Origin of the sequence: Nostoc sp. LEGE 12447 (genome assembly GCF_015206985.1) — a bacterium.
In the GTDB taxonomy this organism is placed as follows: Bacteria; Cyanobacteriota; Cyanobacteriia; order Cyanobacteriales; family Nostocaceae; genus Nostoc.
In genome coordinates, this window is record NZ_JADEXT010000012.1 from 154,156 (window position 1) to 170,962 (window position 16,807).

A 16,807-nucleotide genomic window follows, 5' to 3' on the forward strand; every position below is an offset into this window, starting at 1 on the left:
AATCACATAAGCTTATGGAGCCAGACTCTTTACAAACCGAGGTGATTCTGACGCATCCGCGTGAGTCACTCGGTAAAGTGCAACTTGATTGGACACCCCAACCCGGAAATTATCTCGATTTTGAAGGTAAAACTTATGCGGTTTTAGAACGCCGCCATAAATACCAACTCAAAGCTGGGCGCTACCGTTTACATAATATTGCTATTTACGTGCAGTCGGCTAAACGACCATCTGAAAAAAGTTTGGTAGGTGGACGTTGGGTAGTTGGCGATGCCACCTGCTCCTACAATGCTCATTCAGAACTAATTCGCTGTGCAGTCAACCCAGATGGCCCTTGCGAATCTTGCCGCTTTTATGAAAAGTTAGAAGTTAAGAGCTAGAGAGACACGATTAATCGCGTCTGTACAGGAGTTAAAAGTTATTGTCCCTCAACGACCCGCACCAAAAACTTCTCCCACAGTTAAGCGGGTACCATTAACAAAATCCCATCCCGACTGGGGACGTTTCCCAGCTAGCTGAACCTCTCGCAACAGCAATAAACCTTCCCCAGTTTGGACGATCGCTCCAATGCCTTTGGTAATGTTCACCACAGCTCCCGGTTTGTCTGATACATTTGACAAATCAGGCAATTTATGAATTAATTCTTGTAATTCTGGTGGGATGCGATAGCCTACAGAACCAAGGGGAGCCGAAGCGGTGATTTTCAACAAGTTGTTACGAAAAGTAGCCGTGCAGTTGGGATAAAAGCCTCTAATTTGATTGTGTAATTGGATCGCGCTTTTTGACCAATCCAAACCATAATCTTCTTTTTGAATCAGAGGTGCATAAGTAGCTGACAAATTATCTTGGGGTATTGGTTGAATTTCCTGGCGTTCCAACTTCAACAGAGTTTCCACTAACAAATCCCCACCGATCGCAGCTAGTCTTTCGGCTAAATCTTGAGTATTATCCAGTAATCCAATGGGTGTAGTGGCTATTTCTAGCATTGGCCCGGTATCCATCCCCACATCCATTAACATGGTTGTGATCCCCGTTTCCTTCTCACCATTATACAAACACCACTGAATCGGCGCTGCACCCCGATATTTAGGTAAAATCGAGCCATGCACATTAATACAGCCTAACTTTGGCATTTTTAAGATTTTTGACGATAAAATCTGTCCATAAGCGACAACAACAAACACATCTGCGTCTAATTCTTTGAGCTTGGTCAAAGAATTAGTATCTTTTTTTACTTTTTCTGGTTGCCATACTGGTAAGTTGTGGGCAGTGGCGATCGCCTTTACAGGTGAAGGAGTAAGTTTATTTCCCCGTTCACGGCGTTTATCTGGTTGAGTGACAACTGCCAACACATCAAATTTTGAATGATTCAATAACTTTTCCAACGTGGGTACAGCAAACTGTGGTGTACCAAAAAATACAATTTTCATTAATAATTATTTGTTAATCGTAAGTCATTAGTTAATGGTAAATAATATCGGCTGTTTGGTGGTACAATATTTTCGTATCGAGTGAAACCAAAAGGCTGTTTTATTAACTTACATAGTTAACTTGACAAGTGTAACAGCTAGTATAAGCTGCATTGCCTTTAGGAAACCCTCATCGTTTAGTGGTGTCTCGTCACGAGCCGCTAGAGCATCTACCAAGTTAGTTTTGTTGTGTTCCCGGACGTTTACCCCAAATTTGCATTAAATACAGTTGGGTTTGTAAAAAAACTATTGTGTCTTCTAGCTATTTTGTAGTTGAGATTGCAATTTATAAATTTGGGTTGCTGACAGCAGTATTTTCTGAGTATGATTTATTATGCGTCTGCTTTCCCAGCTTTTCACGTAACACCTCACGTTTACCATTATGAGGGTTTGCGCTGTTATATTTAGTGTGTAACCTGAATTGTTGATTGTGTACTAGTTACAACTAGTACGATACCCAATAGCTTAAGTTATCTCATTTTTTGTTGTCAGCGTTATCGCCTCAACTATAACTTCAATACCCCTTGACTAATATCTGTTTTTGGTATTGTCGGGTAGATCAACAGCAGAATTATATATCGTGTAGTAATTACTGAGTTCTCAGCGTATTTACTATACTCGCATACTTTTGCAAAAAAACATTCAGTACCTTAGTAAGAAAAGGTGTAGACAATGATACTTAATTTTTGTAAAACTCAGCCAACTTTGAAGGAAATATCTCGTCAAAGTTTTTAGTTTCTTGTTATACATATAATTACTGCCTGCCCCATTGCTGCATAGGTATTGCTTCTCACATAGCAACCGCCCCTCTAGAGAGTCTACAAATGCTTAAACCCCTTTTGCTGTCAGGATGGTTCCGCGCGCAACCATTTCTCAATTACGTTGTCGTTGTGATACTGATCGCACCCTTGCTAGGGGCATCGGCTCACTCGTTCCCTGTAAAATCCGAAGTAGCTAAACTAACTTCGAAGACTGGAGATTCTGACTCTGTATCAAAGGAAATAGCTGTAGTTGGGGAACCTGAGATAGCTGAAATATCGAAAACAGATCAAATCGATTCTTTAACAGAAAAATTTGACTCTGTACCCACACAAAGTCCTGCTGTCCAGGAACCGCAAGTATTACCATCAGATAAAATTGAGTCTTTTGCTCAAGCAGATAGTTATGGGTTAAACAACGATTTAACTGTTCCTGATACTTTGGCAGCAGTTGAACTTGCACCATTAACAGATGTTCCTGTTAGTCAGCTTAATCTAGTACAAAAACTCAAAGCTGCTAATATCAAGTCTTTGAAAGGACAAGAAAAATCTCTCTCTAGAGAAAAGTCTTTTACTAAATCATTGACAGCAACTCAAATAGCACCAATTCTTAGAGAGTCACAACCAACCACAACAACAGAAATACCCGTTTCTGAACCACGTGATGAGTCCCAAGCTGAACAAATAGATCCCATAGGTAGTCCTCATCCTATTCCTTGGAAATGGATTACGGCGACTCAAGAAGCAATTGGTTCCAACGGTGGTTCTGGAGTTCGTCACTACCGTAGCGTACCCGTGGTTTCTCCAGATGGTAAATATGCTGTTTATAGCCGTGTGCAACTAGAAGTAAAACCCGAAATGTACAACAGCCGTGTTACTAGCGTTCTGTTTGTCCAAGATATGCACACGAAGAAATTGTGGGTAATGGCTTCAACTACTCCAGTTAGCGATCCTTTATTAAAAGTAAAAGCTCTAAAGGGTTCTTCGTCAGAAGAGGCTAATCCGAACGGTCAAATTGGGGTATTAGTTCCGGTTAGCTGGTCGGAAAAAGGCGATCGCTTTTTAGCACGCAAATTTGAAGGGATATTTAACACAGGCGATTCTACTGATAGTGCAGTGATTTGGGATCGGCAAAAAAATCACGCTAATATAGTTGCTCCTGCTAATGAGCAAGATGAGCATGAGAAAATTGCTGTCTTGTTAGGTTGGAGTAAAAAGCAACCGGATCATGTACTATTCCGTGCAGGTGAATTGGGTGATGAAAACTGGCCACTAATGCAAGTTGCTAATGATGGCAAGACTGTACCCACAACAGATGAAGATCAGCCGATTACTTTTGGTAAAAAGGTTACAGAGATTTGGGCAGGGCCACAAGTGGCTTACCGATAGTTTATAGAATAATTTATCTACTCCCGTTATCGTCACCGATGGACAACGGGAGATTTTTATTGGGTACTTTCTATACTCAAAACTCCTAATACAATACTTCTCGGTTAAGAGGAAAAGGGAAGGGGAAAGAAAAAACCTTTACCCAAAATCCGATTCCGAATTAAAAATGCACAAAGCGAGAAGTATTGAACTCCTATATTGACACCCACCCAAATATGTCAATATAGAAGTTTATTTAATCTAAAACTTGGGACAACTCATTACTATTGCAATAAAAATATTTAAGACTAAAACTATTAAAACTTATTTATCACCCCTTTCCCATTCAGGTATGGCCCCTTTTACCCGGCGGATGGGCAAATTAGCAATTAAAGCTGTTGTTCGTTGGTTGCTTTCTAAGGAGAACTCCAAGCCCTCTGTCTCAATTTCGACATAGCGACAGACTACATCTAGGATTTCTTTCCGCATTTTTTCCAACGTTTGAGGATCTAAATCAGCGCGATCGTGAGCAATCACCAATTGCAGGCGACGTTTAACTTGAGTTCGACTGCTATCAGGGCCGCGAGAAAAAAGTTTTTCTAGAAGTTCAATCATTACGAATAGGTCTGGCGCGGAGACTAGAAAAGTAAGTTAAACAATCTTTGTCCACAACAACCTTCGTAGACGGGCGAAGATGCTGTCTTGGGATGAGTCGATCTCCAGAAATTCGACACTTTCTCCTTCTAATCTACGAGCAATGTTCTCAAAGGCTGTGGCGGCTAAAGAGGGATTTTCCGCTAACACTAAGGGTTCGCCGCGATTGGTAGATACAATAACACGCTCGTCGTCAGGGATTACCCCGATCAGGGGAATGGCGAGAAGTTCCTGAACATCTTGCACTGACATCATATCATTTGCCTGCACCATTGCGGGTCTGATGCGGTTAATTATTAAATGAACACGCTTGATACCTTGTGCTTCAAGTAACCCCACTACCCGGTCGGCATCACGAACTGAGGAAATTTCTGGCGTGCTGACAACTAGCGCTTCTTTGGCCGGGCCGATCGCATTTTTAAACCCATTTTCAATACCGGCGGGGCTATCAATGATCACGTACTGATATTTTTGCGCTAGGGCATTGACCAGTAACTTCATCTGTTCCGGTGTGACTGCATCTTTGGAGCGATTTTGGGCTGCCGGTAGGAGTACAAGATTGGGTTGGCGTTTATCTTTCACCAAGGCTTGTTCTAAGCGACACTCTCTGGCCAAGACTTCCACCGCAGTATAGACGATGCGGTTCTCCAGCCCTAGCAGCAAATCCAAATTTCTCAGACCAAAATCCGCATCAACCAAGGCAACTTGACGACCCATTTTGGCTAAAGCCATGCCCAGATTTGCTGAAACTGTGGTTTTACCCACTCCTCCTTTACCGGAGGTAATCACTATAATGCGAGTCATGATAGAAATGCGGTCAATGAGGGTTCAGGAAATATAAAACCGTAAATTGCAGTATAAAGTATGAAGTATCGTATCAAGTATGAAGAAATATCTGGTCTCCCTGATTAGGGCGAGGATGAATATTTTTTTATTGCGATGTCTTATGACAAGCCACTCCGCGTCTTTGCTCAGTCGTGTTAAATACACTTTGCTAGGGGAAAGGCATTAGAGTAGTGTATTCCATCTACATGAAAACCGCTATATTTCATCCTTCATATTCTTCATCTTTTAAGTAAATATTCAGGGCTACTGATTGCTTTTAGTAAATTGGTTTCTAGAAAAATCACTAGCCCTAGCGATGCGAATCCCTTGGGGCATAATATGTGCCACTTCTGGAGAAAATTGCGTCGGTAATTTTTCTGGTGCCCTAGCGACAGCATCTGCGATCCGCAATTGGGTAGGTTCCATTTGCAAAGCCATTATCAGACACTCACGATTGCCTCCGGCCCCAGCATGAGCAATTCCACGTAGACGACCCCAGATGATAATATCTCCATCTGCAATTACAATACCACCTGGGTTTACATCTCCCAAGATAATTACTGTACCAGGATGACGAATTTCTACTCCAGAGCGGACTGTTGTTTCTAAATAAAGGGCATCTGCCTGGGGTGTAGCTGTAGCTTCTGACCCTGTATTCAGGGAAGTTACAGGCTGCAATTGTTCTACAGAATACCCAGATGTTACGGCTGCGATCGCAGTTTGTCGGCGACTCGTTGAGACAGATATTAGCCGCAGTTGGACTTCACTTAAAGCCTCGGCGAGTTCTTGAAGTTGCCTGGCATCTACTAAGCGGTCTTGTGCCATGAGATGTACAGGTGTATTAGCTATCCGGAAGCGATCGCCTGCATTCAAACGTTGCCTGATTTGTTGCCAAATATCAGACCAACTGAGTTCTGAGGCAGATACTTGAGATTCTGGGGGCAAAATTAATAACAGTCGTCCCTCCTTACTTCTTAACTGGACTTGAGTATTATCATTTACGCGATACCCAGATATTGCTGACTCATTGGGATTTGAATCAGTCAAGATAAAATCTGATGCGACATCAGTCTTAGACTCTACATCTGAGTTAGCAGGATTTGGCTCTAAATCTGAGTTAGCAGGATTAGACTCTAAGTCTGGGTTAGCAGGATTAGACTCTACATCCCCAACGACAGTATTTGATTTTAAATAAAGGAGGACGGATCTTAACTCCGCATCAGGGGGGATAGGATCTGACTCTACATCAGAAATAGTAGGATTTACCTCTACCTCCGAAAGGATAGAGTTTGATTCTGCATTAGGAAGTGCAGAATTTGACTTGAGATTGGGAATTGCAGAATCAGAAGTCATGCAGTACTAGCCAAAAGACAAGGGACACTCCGAATCATTACCAATATTAGATCAGTTGGAAAATCTAACAACATGATCAGACCAGAAAGTGCGGAGCATAGATTACTCCCTTTCCGCCATAAGATTACTTGTATCTTCACTTTGCGTTCATTGCCATACCCTGTGGGTACTTCCTTAGCCGCATCTACGTAAAAAATTATCTTCTAGCAGAAAGGGAGTAGTTCGGAATTATCATCATCTTCACTCAACACTCAAGATTGTTTAGTCAACCTCTGATAAATTGTCCCCAAGGCATCAGCATCACCAACGTTACCTGGAAACAGCACCACAGGCAAATCAGGAAACTGGGGATGATCGGATGGGGTTAACACCATTGAACAACCAGCTAAAATTTGACCGAGCAAGCGGGCTGAAGTTAAGGTTAGCCCAGTACTCAAGACATCGTTTGAGGTAATGCCACCCTTGCTGATTAAGAATCCTATATCGGATGGTAAACCCCGCACAATATCCATCAATAAACTTGAAACTTTTGCCCCAAACTCCAATCGGGTGTTGACATCTTTAAAACTCAGTTCCTGACGGCTAGTATAAACTACTGGTGTTTTACCTGCTTCATGTGCCGCCTGTGTACTTTCTTTGATTTCAGTTAGCAGAACCGCAGATTGATTTGTATCATCAAGTAATCGTGCGACATTTACTTCAATTCCCACGGTTCCTTCTACTTGCAATAGCGCCTCTAACTGCTGGGTAGTCTTTTTCACATGGGAACCAACAATTACCGCACCTGGTTTGCCTTGGCGCACGTATTGCGCCATGTTTTCGGCAGCAATGGGTTGGGGTGGTAAAGCGGCTAAAGCCGTTAAAATACTTGCGCCACTACGAAACAGAAAACGTTTCCCTTGACTTGCTGCTGCTAATATATCTACTGCAAAGCGGTTGAGATCATCTTGAGTTTCACCATCGACAACAGCGCACTGATTACCACTCAGTTGTAACAAGCGTTCTAAACTACCAGCGCGAATATCAGCTAAGAGAAACCTTTCTACAGCTTCAGCACTAATTCGTCCTTGAGTCTTTTCTTCAACATACTTGGGCAGGTAACTGTGATGGTAGCTGAAGACTGAATCACGGGCAAATTCGGTTTCATGGACTGGGGTGGGGACACCAGCAATCATCAAGTAATGCACGCTGTCGCGGGTGATGCGTCCACCCTCAAAAAATGCTGGGACAAGAAAATGAGCATCAAAAGGGCCGAGTTCTTGTGCGATCGCATCAGTTTCGATGGGATAATGCCCCCGCAAAGTAGAATCAGAACGGCTGACAATCAAAAAATCGTCAATTCCTTCAGCATTCAAAGCGATTTTCAGATTTTGGCAAACTTCTTTAGTGACAGATGTAGCTGACTCTGGCGTTAGCGATCTAGTGTTAGTCAGGACAAAAAAAATCGGCGAAGCGTCCTGTAACCCACTGCGTAAAGTGTCCACATCCCAGTGCATTAGCAGCAAGCAGCTGTGGACTGTTTGAGAACCTGTAGGGTCATCATCCAGGACAATTATTTTTGGTTTGTTGCTCATTTAGGTCAACGGGGCGATTGTTTTGTGGGAAAGTATTGGGCGACTAGAAGTCGCTACTACACAAGCAAAGTCCACCTCCGTGGACTAATGCAAAATCAATGGTTTTATAACCTGCGGAGGCAGGTTTTGTCTGTGTAGCCGCGACTTTTAGTCGCCCAAGGTTGACAAACATCCACTTAGCCTTTGTGCAATTTTCTGATTTCTGCTTGCACATCGATCGCAATTTGCAATGATTGATTGAGTAGTTGAGCATATTCGCCTGCTTGACTACTAACTTGTAAAGCTTGCAGACTGGCTAAATTATTCACAAATAACTCTTGGTTATTAGCAAGCAATTTTTTATTATCTCGCAAAATTCGTTCCGTTTTCAGAGCGCGAACTAAATCTTCTCTAATTAGTTGCAGGGCGGCGGTGACTTTATCTCGGTCATGGATACTGCTTTCTACGTTTCCTGATGCTGCCAATTGGTCATTAATATCGATGGCAGCAACCAGGTCATGATATTTATCAACTTCGTCTAAAAGTATTGTCAGTCCTTCAGGACAGGTTAATTGTCGCCATAGCCATCGCCCCACTAATATCGGCATTGGCACTAAAATTAGTAAAAGAATTCCTAGTCGAATAGAAGAACCAATAGTTGGCAGAATAATAAACGCATAAACAAAGCCCACAATTATGGGCGTTAGCGCCAGCGTCACCAGCATTTCATTGATAAAAAACCCTAATCGCTTTTTGCCATCTCGCAGAACAGAAGGTCTAAAAACGTCTTCTGGATCGAATCCAGTCAAACGTCTTAGTTCCCCCTTACTAATTTCCAAGCCTATTAAGTCCGGCTGCACGGCTGCATACTCCTATGGAAACCCAAGTTGCGTATTCATTTTAATCGGGTTTACCGTGATGATTGTGGTTATATTCGGGAAACCAGTTTTCATCTAAGATTTGTTCTAAAGAGCCAATGGGCATAGAGGAGAATATGTCAAGTGGGAGTTGAGAGCGATCGCTTGCTTCTGTTCTTGCGTCTTGATAACATTCATCAAATATTTCTAAGATGTAAGGTTTTAAGCTAGGACTATCTTTTAGAGCTTTTTTAATGTCTCTACGAAAAGTCCTGATTTCCCCTTTCCAATTTCCTAGATTACGTTCTCGCTCTTCATTCCAACACTTGAGTTTTAGTAGATGTTGAAGAAGCTTAATTAATAAACTTTCAATTGCTCGCTTCTCCCTTCTACTCATAGTTTCTAATTCTTCTAACAAATTATCTAAATCAACAGCAGAAAACTGTCCAGCGCGAAGTTGGTTTATAGTTGTCCTCAGCCAGAGGTAATAATCTTCGTCGTATAAGGTTTGAGTTGCTGATTGGATTATTGGTTTTACCATAGACTAGCCCAACTCCTACTATTTTTTTAATTTAGCCAGATCGACTGAGGGTAAACGCCAACTCAGTATGACTTGTACTTGTCCATCAGGCAAAGCTGACATTTCCCATGCACCATCTGATGGAATTTCAGAGGCGTAGGCATAGCCCACCGCAGTCCATCTTACTGCCATAGCCACTCTTTGGGCGTTCACAGGTCGTATGGTTGATGATTGAGCCGTATTCTTGGGCTGCTAACGCTACATACTCAGTATCCATCATGCTGAGGTTATGAATTTCAGTTAGGTTGCAATAGCGGAAATATTCCTTAAGTCTAAACTAAAGCTTACTGAAAGAATGAGGTTTTAATTTAGCAATTCATTGAGAATATACGAGTTCTCATTCATTAACCTCCAAATTTTCAGCCCTATAAATCTCTAATTAACAAGGAGAAATAAAATGGCTAGAACTAAAGCTAATAAAGATAAAGCAACAGACATTTTGGCATTAATTGAAGCAGAGCATCGTCAAGTGGAGAAGCTTTTTGCAGAAGCAGAGAAATCTAAGGGTGCAAAATTAGTTGAGCAATTCAATCAAATCTATGTAGCGGTCATCTTACATGCAAGAACTGAAGAATTAGTTTTCTACCCAGCTTTGCGAGAATACGAAGAAACTGAACAATATGTTGAAGAAGCTGAAGAAGAACACGAAGAAGTTTCAGTGATTTTAGAAGAGATTAAGGCACTTAAACCTAGCGATCCTGAGTTTAAAGAAAAAATGCTCGAATTGAAGGAGACATTTGAGCATCATGTAGAAGAAGAAGAAAGCGAAATTTTTAATGCTGTGCGCGAATGTATGAGTGATAAGGAGTTAACTGAATTGGGTCAAGAGTTTCAGGAAACTAAAGATAAGTTGGTGTCAAATGTAGAAGCTGCATTAGCAATGTAGGAACGTATTTTTTTCTCAGTCTTTGTATAAACAATTAGCCCTAATTCAAAGGTAATTGGTGCATTAAACAAAATATTCCTTTATTCAGATAGGAGAAAAATGACTGCTACAAATAGTAAGCGCAAAATTCGTTACGCGGTTGTTGGTTTAGGTTGGTTTGCTCAAGAAGCCGCCTTACCTTCCTTTGTCCACGCCAAAAAATCAGAATTAGTGGCACTGGTTTCAGATGACCCCATTAAAAGCGAAGAACTGAGCAAAAAGTATGGAATAGAGCATACTTACTCCTATGAGGAGTATGAGGACTGTTTGGCAAGCGGCGAGATTGATGCAGTTTATATTGCGTTGCCCAATCACTTGCATTGTGACTACACTGTGCGGGCTGCTAATCAGGCAATTCATGTGTTGTGTGAAAAGCCAATGGCAGTGACAGAAGAAGAGTGTGAGGCAATGATTAAAGCTGCCAATGATAATAATGTCAAGCTGATGATTGCCTATCGCTTACATTTAGAAGAAGCCAATTTACAAGCAGTCGAAATTATCCGCTCGAAGCAAATTGGTGAACCACGTATTTTCAACTCGGTTTTTAGTCAACAAGTAGAAGAAGGCAATATTCGTTTACGAGATGTAACTGGTGGTGGCACGCTTTATGATATAGGCATTTACTGCATTAATGCTGTACGTTATCTATTTCAAGATGAACCAATTGAAGTATTTGCTGTAGCTGCCAATAAGGGAGAACAACGTTTCAGCGAAGTGGAAGAAATGACTAGTGTCACTTTGCGTTTTCCTAACGAGCGATTGGCAACATTTACCTGTAGTTTTGGAGGGGCAAATGTTTCAACCTATCAGGTTGTAGGTACTAAAGGAGATTTACGAGTAGAACCTGCCTATCCTTGGCAGGGGGAAATCAAGCATTATTTGACAATTAATGGTGAAACTCAAGAGCGTACCTTTGAGGATCATGACCAACTAGCAGCTGAATTTACCTACTTCTCTGATTGTATTCTGCAAGATAAAGACCCGGAACCATCTGGGACGGAAGGGCTGATTGATGTTTCGATCATTCAAGCACTTTATCAGTCAATTGAGATGGGTAAACCTGTGCAGATACAAACTAGCCATCGCCATCAACGTCCCACATCGACTCAAGCTATTGAACTTCCTCCTGCTGAGAAGAAGCCAGATTTAATTCACGCTGCTTCCCCTTCTGGTGAGTCGTAAATAATAACAGATATATTGTTAGGAGCGTAAAGCTAGCTGTACGCTCCTAACAATATATCTTGAATTAAAGTTATATTGCAGCGATCGCCATGTAATTGTAGGGGCACAATATAATCTTGCACCCCTACACATCTGGTCTATTCAATTTAAAACTTTGTATCTTCCTAAATGTTAAGGATAAAGACCTCTATCAGTCAGCGCCTGGGCAACTCTACCCACCCCTAAAGTGTAAGCTGCTAATCTTAAAGAAATTTGCCGCTTATTAGATTGCTGAATCACCTTGCGATAGGCTTGCACCATCAAATGCTCCATTTCGCGGTTAACTCGCTCCTCATCCCAAAATACGTAAGAAAGACCCTGCACCCATTCCAAATAACTGACTACCACACCACCAGCATTCGCCAATATATCTGGTAGTACTGTTACACCCCGCGCTTCTAAGGCCAAGTTAGCCTCAAGAGTAACCGGCCCGTTAGCTGCTTCTGCGACAATTTGCGCTTGCACCTGATTCACATTTTCTTCAGTGATCTGGTTTTCTAAAGCTGCTGGTATTAAGACATCGCAGGGTAAAGTCAATAAATCTGCATTGCTAATTGGTACAGATTGGGGGAAACCTACAATACTCTTGCGATTTTCAGCAGCGTAGATTTTCAACGCGGGAATATCAAGACCAGCTTCGGAAAATATTCCTCCAGCACCTGTTGAAACAGCGATAATTTTCGCGCCTGCTTGATGGAGTAATTCAGCTGCGGCACCACCGACATTACCAAAACCTTGAATAGCTACTCGCACTCCTACTAAGGATTTACCTTGATCTGCTAGCGCCTCACGCACAATAATCATTGTGCCACGTCCAGTTGCCATTTCTCGCCCTAGAGAACCACCAATGGAAAGCGGTTTACCAGTCACAACGCCTGGTACAGCATTACCGACATTCACAGAGTAAGTATCCATCATCCAAGCCATTTCACGAGCAGAAGTGCCCATGTCTGGCGCAGGAATATCTACGGAAGGCCCAATATCTTTAATTAACTCACTGATATAACGGCGGCTAATTCGCTCTAATTCGCCAACACTGTAACGTTTTGGATCTATGGCAATGCCACCCTTACCACCACCATAAGGAATACCTAACAATGCACATTTCCAGGTCATCAGCATTGCCAAAGCCGATACTTCGCGCAATGTCACTGCCGGATGATAACGAATTCCGCCCTTGTAGGGACCTAAGACATCGCAGTGCTGTACCCGGTGTCCAGCAAGAACCTGTATTTCCCCGTCATCTAGTTTCACGGGAATGGAAACTGTGACAACCTTACGCGGATGGCTGAGGATTTCCAGCAAACCCTGATTTAAATTTAGTTCTTTAGCTGCCGCTTCTAAGTAGCTACAGGCTTGGTCAAATGGGCATATATGCGCTGGAGAAGCAGGTTCTAGCGGTAGTAGTGATTTTGAAATCATAAAATTTTCTCCTAATCACGGTATCTTTACGAACCGGATATCATTCTGTAACTAGCTTATCCTTTTTTTGAGAAAAATAGGAATTTTGTAGTTTTTGTTACAGTTTTATATTTTATATTGTGCTGTAGGTACAAAGTACTATGGGGACTTAGCTAACGCGATCGCGACATTCTGTCCACCAAAGCCAAAACTCAAACATAAAACCTGCCTAATTCTACTTAGACGTGCTGCTGTAACGATTTCTAAATCAAACTCTGGCTGCTGCAAGCCTACACAAGGCGGTAATATTTGATGCTTTAATGCCATGAGAGAAAAAGCTACGCCTAATGCTCCTGATGCTCCTAATGTATGACCTGTGCTTCCTTTGGTCGAACTAACTGCCACGCCTTGGGGAAACAAACGCTGGATTACCATACTCTCCATCTGGTCATTTAGCTGGGTTGCTGTACCATGAGCGTGAATGTAATCAATATCGCTTGGTGATAGACAACTGCGTTCTAGACATTGTTTGATAGCTGCGATCGCACTTTTCCCTTCAGGTTCCGGTGAATTACTATGATATGCGTCGTTAGTTAAGCCGAAACCGAGAATTTCACCATACACTTTTGCTTGTCGCTGTTTTGCCAACTCTGCGGATTCTAAAACAAACACAGCTGCGCCTTCGCCCAAAACTAACCCTTCTCGCTGCAAATCAAAGGGATAAGCCCCAGTTTTCGCCAAAGCACCCATCTGCTGAAACCCAGCTAAAGTTAGGGGTGTAATTGGTGCTTCCACTGCGCCTGCGATCGCCTGTTGGCATTGCCCAGTTTGTATAAGTAAGGCTGCTTGGGCGATAGACCAAATTCCAGTTGCACAAGCTGCCATCGGTGCCAAAACCATACCTGTTGCACCGATTTGTCTTGCAGCTGCGATCGCATTGATATGAGGTAATATCTCTAACCAATTTCCAAAATCAGAAACGGGCAAATTTTCCGCATCTTTATACATTTGCCGCGCCAACATCTCCCAAGATGCTTGATAAGAGCGACTCGATCCAATGACGACAGCACAATCAGTTAAAGGTAGAACTAAGCCAGCATCTCGCAAAGCAGAAGTAACAACCATTTGAGTTAACATTGCCAACTCAGATGGTTGTTGAGCAATCAAACCTAGAGGAAGTGGTTTTATTTCTGAAAATGGCTGATGTAAGCTAATTCCAGATTTACCTGCTATCAGATTTTTCCAACTATCGTCTAAACTTCCACCCAAGGCGGAAACTAGGCCAATACCAGTGACAAGAACTTTCACTAAATTTAGGAGTTAGGAGTTAAAAGTTAGGAGTTATTCTCCCCCTGCTTCCTCTGCCTCCCCTGCTCCCCCTGCTCTCTTCCTACTGCCCTGCTGTTTTCAGATTTTCAGCCCCTTGAGTGACTTTAGCAGAGTCAATGCGATCGCCTTGCTGAATTTTGTTCACTACATCCAAGCCTTGAGTGACATTGCCAAACACGGCGTAGTTACCATCTAAAAAAGCTAGATCCGCCAAAGCAAAGTAAAACTGAGCAGAAGCCGAATCTGGTGCTTGCGATCGCGCCATTGCTACTGCACCCTGTTTATGGGGCAATACGACGGGTTGAGCAGTAGCATCAAATGGTTTGTTGTAAAGCGGAGTATCCGAACCTTTCGGTTTAACTTCTAAAGGTATATAGCGAGCATTTCCCGTTTTTGGGTCAATATAGCTACCGGTTCCCAGCTGATCTGCTGGAACTTTCGGGTCTTTGCTTTGGGGATCGCCCCCTTGAACTACAAACGGTTGGGGTTCGCGTACAACTCGATGGAAAGCTAAACCATCGTAAACACCCTTTTGAACTAAATCTACGAAGTTACCAGCTGTAATGGGGGCATCAGTGCCGTCTACTTCGATAGTAATGGGCGAACCTTTAACCGTTATTACCACAGTAGCCTTGCCTTCAAGACGTGGTAAACCAGTGGTTCCAGGAATATTCTCACTACTAGTTTGAGATACAGATGTTGCTTCAGTAGTCGTCTGGGTAGTCGAGGTAGCTGTCGAGGTTGGAGAAGAGGTATTAGAAGCTACCTGCTGTGTTGAACATCCTCCAAGCATCACAGCACTGATAAGCACAAAAGAAAGCAAAAATTGTGAAATTTTTAACCGCATTGCCAGTTACTGATTTAACCAGAGTATCTTATCGTTTCAAGAGGGAATGGGGAATGGGGAATGGGGAATGGGGAATGGGGAATGGGGAATGGGGAAAAGTTACAGTAAGTCTTTCCCCTCTGCACCTCTGCCTCCTGTGCCCATGCTCTATGCCCTATGCCCAATCGACTTAAAGCCCTTCTAACGATACTCCCAAAAAGCGGGCTAACTTCGCACCTTCTGTTTCTAACTCTGTTAAAGATAAGGGTTGTCCAACCCGTGTTAAGGGAATATCTCGCCGCCCCTTAATGCGTAGATAAAGGGCGCGAAGGGGATTAAGACCTTCTTTGACAGCTATTCGCACAGATTGCACATCTTCTATGCGGCTATCAATCTCAATTCGGCGGTTTTTGCCAGGAAAACCCCAACGGAAGATTTTGATTGTGCCAGTTTCCTGATTAAATTCGTTGTAGCCGCCACCCACATCCAATAAAATCACTAGCCATAGGTATGTGGCTAATAGCAAGCCAGCAGCACCATATAACCCCATCACCAATCCTTGGGGGACAAATACTAGTTGAGTTGGATCGGAAACTATGAGTAAATTAACTTTTAAGTAGCTGGATATCCCAGCCAGTAAAAAGCCGCTTGCTCCCAAGGTAACAATAGTTGCCCACCAGTAGTTACTGAACCGACGAGAACCGAGAACATTTTGATGCAGGAGGCGATCGCCTTTGTTAATCGTTGTTGATGTCGTCATTGAACTACAATTGCCTGTGAGATACTCGCTGTGAAATACTCGCACACTGAATGCTACTACACAGAACTTGACTAAATTGAAGGCTAGTCATTCAACTAAAGAACACTTTAGAGGGTCTGCTGCTTGATTATTTTACCAAACATTGTTGACAAAAACTCAGCTGCGCTCCTGCCTCCTGCCACCCATATAATTTATTTGTGAGGGGGACATTATATGATTTCTTTACTCACTGGCGGATAAAAATTCTTTCTTCCCTTCCCCCTACCTCTTTTTGACCTCTTGGGAATGAGTTACCTACCTACGTCCATCTAGACTAAATTTTCTTACATTTCTGAGAAAAGTTGTGTCAAATTGTAAAATTTCTGATATTCATATTATTTATAAGGTTCGTGTTTCATGCCTGATTTGCTTCTGTGTGTCAGGCAAAAACCCTGAGTAGTGTGATAAGTTAAGAATCATTAAGTTACCACAAGCTAGATTACTAGCCGATGGTACGTGTAATGGCATAAAGAAAGAGAAATGCTGATTCCACAGGTCAGCAAATTCTCAGAATCTCAGTCGCTTTTAAGCTATTGAGATTGTCAAAAAAAACGTTAATTCCTCACGGCAGCCGGTTACATTGGCTCTCCGTATTGCCTTAGAAACGTTGCAATTTTAGTAAAAAAAGAGGATTTTAGTCCGATGACCATCGCAGTTGGACGTGCGCCCAGTAGAGGGTGGTTTGACGTTCTAGACGACTGGCTCAAGCGCGATCGCTTCGTATTCGTAGGTTGGTCAGGGATACTGTTGTTCCCCTGCGCCTTCCTAGCACTAGGCGGTTGGCTGACCGGCACCACCTTCGTCACCTCTTGGTATACCCACGGATTAGCCTCCTCCTACCTAGAAGGTGCTAACTTCCTAACAGTGGCAGTATCCACCCCCGCCGACA

Annotated in this window: 16 protein-coding genes and 1 pseudogene; 5 read left to right on the forward strand and 12 right to left on the reverse strand. The window is 42.7% G+C overall.

What is annotated here, in order from left to right:
* Nucleotides 1–14: 14 nt before the first annotated feature.
* On the forward strand, nucleotides 15–380 hold the full coding sequence (locus tag IQ274_RS15320; protein ID WP_114081723.1) for a DUF6464 family protein: 366 nt from the start codon (nucleotides 15–17) through the stop codon (nucleotides 378–380).
* Between the two features lie 48 nt (nucleotides 381–428).
* On the opposite strand, the gene fmt is transcribed toward IQ274_RS15320, so the two are convergent.
* Nucleotides 429–1,430 (reverse strand): methionyl-tRNA formyltransferase, encoded by a 1,002-nt coding sequence (gene fmt / locus IQ274_RS15325; protein WP_194142768.1) that lies wholly within the window; start codon nucleotides 1,428–1,430, stop codon nucleotides 429–431.
* Between the two features lie 863 nt (nucleotides 1,431–2,293).
* Between fmt and IQ274_RS15330 the strand changes: the two genes are divergently transcribed.
* The gene (locus IQ274_RS15330; protein ID WP_194142769.1) at nucleotides 2,294–3,616 is read left to right on the forward strand and encodes a hypothetical protein; all 1,323 of its coding nucleotides are present in this window, start codon (nucleotides 2,294–2,296) and stop codon (nucleotides 3,614–3,616) included.
* Nucleotides 3,617–3,919: 303 nt separating this feature from the next.
* Here IQ274_RS15330 and minE read toward each other — a convergent pair whose 3' ends face one another.
* The 7 genes from minE to IQ274_RS15365 form a co-directional block, all read right to left on the reverse strand.
* A complete protein-coding gene (minE, locus tag IQ274_RS15335; protein WP_012410010.1) occupies nucleotides 3,920–4,210 on the reverse strand; it encodes a cell division topological specificity factor MinE in 291 nt (96 codons plus the stop codon).
* 36 nt (nucleotides 4,211–4,246) lie between these two features.
* Nucleotides 4,247–5,053: a septum site-determining protein MinD gene (minD, locus tag IQ274_RS15340; protein WP_012410009.1), complete on the reverse strand. Its 807-nt coding sequence runs from the start codon at nucleotides 5,051–5,053 to the stop codon at nucleotides 4,247–4,249.
* A gap of 285 nt (nucleotides 5,054–5,338) precedes the next feature.
* A complete protein-coding gene (gene minC, locus IQ274_RS15345) occupies nucleotides 5,339–6,427 on the reverse strand; it encodes a septum site-determining protein MinC (RefSeq protein ID WP_194142770.1) in 1,089 nt (362 codons plus the stop codon).
* 251 nt (nucleotides 6,428–6,678) lie between these two features.
* Entirely contained in the window at nucleotides 6,679–8,001 is a 1,323-nt protein-coding gene (locus IQ274_RS15350) for a four-carbon acid sugar kinase family protein (RefSeq protein ID WP_194142771.1), read from the reverse strand.
* Between the two features lie 176 nt (nucleotides 8,002–8,177).
* On the reverse strand, nucleotides 8,178–8,840 hold the full coding sequence (locus IQ274_RS15355; protein WP_012410006.1) for a hypothetical protein: 663 nt from the start codon (nucleotides 8,838–8,840) through the stop codon (nucleotides 8,178–8,180).
* A gap of 40 nt (nucleotides 8,841–8,880) precedes the next feature.
* Nucleotides 8,881–9,378 (reverse strand): DUF29 domain-containing protein, encoded by a 498-nt coding sequence (locus tag IQ274_RS15360; protein ID WP_163934792.1) that lies wholly within the window; start codon nucleotides 9,376–9,378, stop codon nucleotides 8,881–8,883.
* A gap of 18 nt (nucleotides 9,379–9,396) precedes the next feature.
* On the reverse strand, nucleotides 9,397–9,549 hold the full coding sequence (locus IQ274_RS15365) for a hypothetical protein (RefSeq protein ID WP_228058203.1): 153 nt from the start codon (nucleotides 9,547–9,549) through the stop codon (nucleotides 9,397–9,399).
* Nucleotides 9,550–9,814: 265 nt separating this feature from the next.
* On the opposite strand from IQ274_RS15365, the gene IQ274_RS15370 reads away from it, so the two are divergent.
* Both IQ274_RS15370 and IQ274_RS15375 read left to right on the forward strand, forming a co-directional pair.
* A complete protein-coding gene (locus IQ274_RS15370; RefSeq protein WP_163934786.1) occupies nucleotides 9,815–10,303 on the forward strand; it encodes a hemerythrin domain-containing protein in 489 nt (162 codons plus the stop codon).
* A gap of 99 nt (nucleotides 10,304–10,402) precedes the next feature.
* Nucleotides 10,403–11,524, forward strand: coding sequence for a Gfo/Idh/MocA family protein (locus IQ274_RS15375; RefSeq protein WP_163934783.1), 1,122 nt, complete (start codon nucleotides 10,403–10,405; stop codon nucleotides 11,522–11,524).
* Between the two features lie 171 nt (nucleotides 11,525–11,695).
* On the opposite strand, the gene IQ274_RS15380 is transcribed toward IQ274_RS15375, so the two are convergent.
* The 4 genes from IQ274_RS15380 to IQ274_RS15395 all read right to left on the reverse strand — a co-directional run bounded on the left by IQ274_RS15380 (nucleotide 11,696) and on the right by IQ274_RS15395 (nucleotide 15,879).
* Entirely contained in the window at nucleotides 11,696–12,985 is a 1,290-nt protein-coding gene (locus IQ274_RS15380) for a Glu/Leu/Phe/Val family dehydrogenase (RefSeq protein ID WP_163934781.1), read from the reverse strand.
* A 138-nt stretch (nucleotides 12,986–13,123) separates the two neighbouring features.
* Nucleotides 13,124–14,272 (reverse strand): beta-ketoacyl-ACP synthase, encoded by a 1,149-nt coding sequence (locus IQ274_RS15385; RefSeq protein WP_194142773.1) that lies wholly within the window; start codon nucleotides 14,270–14,272, stop codon nucleotides 13,124–13,126.
* 82 nt (nucleotides 14,273–14,354) lie between these two features.
* Nucleotides 14,355–15,140 (reverse strand): peptidylprolyl isomerase, encoded by a 786-nt coding sequence (locus tag IQ274_RS15390; RefSeq protein ID WP_194142774.1) that lies wholly within the window; start codon nucleotides 15,138–15,140, stop codon nucleotides 14,355–14,357.
* 169 nt (nucleotides 15,141–15,309) lie between these two features.
* Nucleotides 15,310–15,879: a photosystem I assembly protein Ycf4 gene (locus IQ274_RS15395; RefSeq protein WP_114081711.1), complete on the reverse strand. Its 570-nt coding sequence runs from the start codon at nucleotides 15,877–15,879 to the stop codon at nucleotides 15,310–15,312.
* 681 nt (nucleotides 15,880–16,560) lie between these two features.
* On the opposite strand from IQ274_RS15395, the pseudogene IQ274_RS15400 reads away from it, so the two are divergent.
* Nucleotides 16,561–16,807, forward strand: a pseudogene (locus IQ274_RS15400) (photosystem II D2 protein (photosystem q(a) protein)); the annotation flags it as partial.